The organism is Bartonella sp. EBT8 (assembly GCF_055796165.1).
Genome location: NZ_JBTTDJ010000076.1, coordinates 1 through 1,288, shown reverse-complemented (window position 1 = coordinate 1,288; position 1,288 = coordinate 1). Strand labels below are relative to the sequence as shown.

The 1,288-nt window shown below is 44.8% G+C and carries 2 protein-coding genes; both read left to right on the top strand.

The window, feature by feature from the left end; all coding sequences use genetic code 11:
* A partial coding sequence (locus AC0QT4_RS09155) for a tail protein X (RefSeq protein WP_473201356.1) occupies nucleotides 1–174 on the top strand: 174 nt, incomplete at its 5' end.
* On the top strand, nucleotides 171–1,288 hold a 1,118-nt coding region (locus AC0QT4_RS09150), incomplete at its 3' end, for a phage late control D family protein (RefSeq protein ID WP_473201355.1). The genes AC0QT4_RS09155 and AC0QT4_RS09150, both read left to right, overlap by 4 nt.

The window sequence follows — 1,288 nt, the reverse complement described above, 5'->3', positions numbered from 1 at the left end:
TGGAAATATTATGCCAAAGGTCAACAAGCCCTTGCTGTTGAACGTGTCTATGCAGCAAATTTTGGGCTTGCAGACTATGGTCCCATCTTGACAGCAGGCATCACAATCATTTTACCATCCCTGCCCTATCCCAAAGCCACACCCGTGATTAGAATTTGGGGAAGCAAATCATGAAACCTTTGTGCATGGTTATGGCAAATGGAGAAGATATTACCAAAACTCTTATGGATTATGTTTTATCAATTGAAATTACTGATGAAGCAGAAGACAAAAGCGACCGGATCACCATAGAGCTTGATGACCGTGCACGAAATAGTGATAATGGCTTTCTCGATATACCCCTCATCGGAACAGTTCTTTCCATAACACTTGGCTATGAAGGCGGCAAAATACGCGATATGGGGGCATATCTGATAGACGAGATCTCCGTGAGCAGTCCACCACAAAGCTTAACTGTTACAGGACGCGCCGCGGCGATGAACACCTCTTATAGAACACCAAAAAGCCAATCTTATCACCAACAAACACTTGGCCATATTGTTCAAGAAATCGCACAGCGCAATGGTTATACCGCAAAGATTGACCCTTCTCTTGCGAAAATTGTTGTGCGTCATATTGATCAAACGGCTGAAAGCGATATGGCTTTTGCCGCCCGCCTTGCAGAGGCATATGATGCAGTAGCAAAGCCTGTTGATGGTAAGCTTGTCCTTGCCAAACGGGGAGAAGGAAAAGCCATCACCGGCGAGACACTCCCCGTTGTTGTCATCCATGAGAAACAGTGCACATCTTGGGATTTTAAATACAGCGCACGGGATGAAGCAGGTGCAGCCAATGGTTTAGAAACGGATGGTGGTGAGGACCAAAAAGCCGCAGCAGATGCACGTGCACCAGAAGAAATGGATGATGATGAAAACGCCATCCATATGGATAAAAATGATCTACCAGATCCATCTGAACCAGAGACAGGAGAAAAAACAGAAAAAGAAGCGGAGAAGCAAGAAGAAAAAAAAGGCGGTGTTATCGCAACCTATTATGATCTACGCAGTGGTGAAAAGAAAGAAGTCAAATCCGGTAATCAGCCGTTTCATGAACTCAAATATACCTACCATAATCAATCAGAGGCTGTTGCGGCGATTGCTGCTTATCGTAACAAATCATCACGGGGTAAATCTTCTTTCTCCTGTGATATTGGTGGTGATCCCTTTGTGCAAGCAGAGGCAAAACTTATTCAAGAGCCCCCTTTTCGTCCTTATATACCAGCAGAATGGCGCATCAAAAGCGTCAAGCA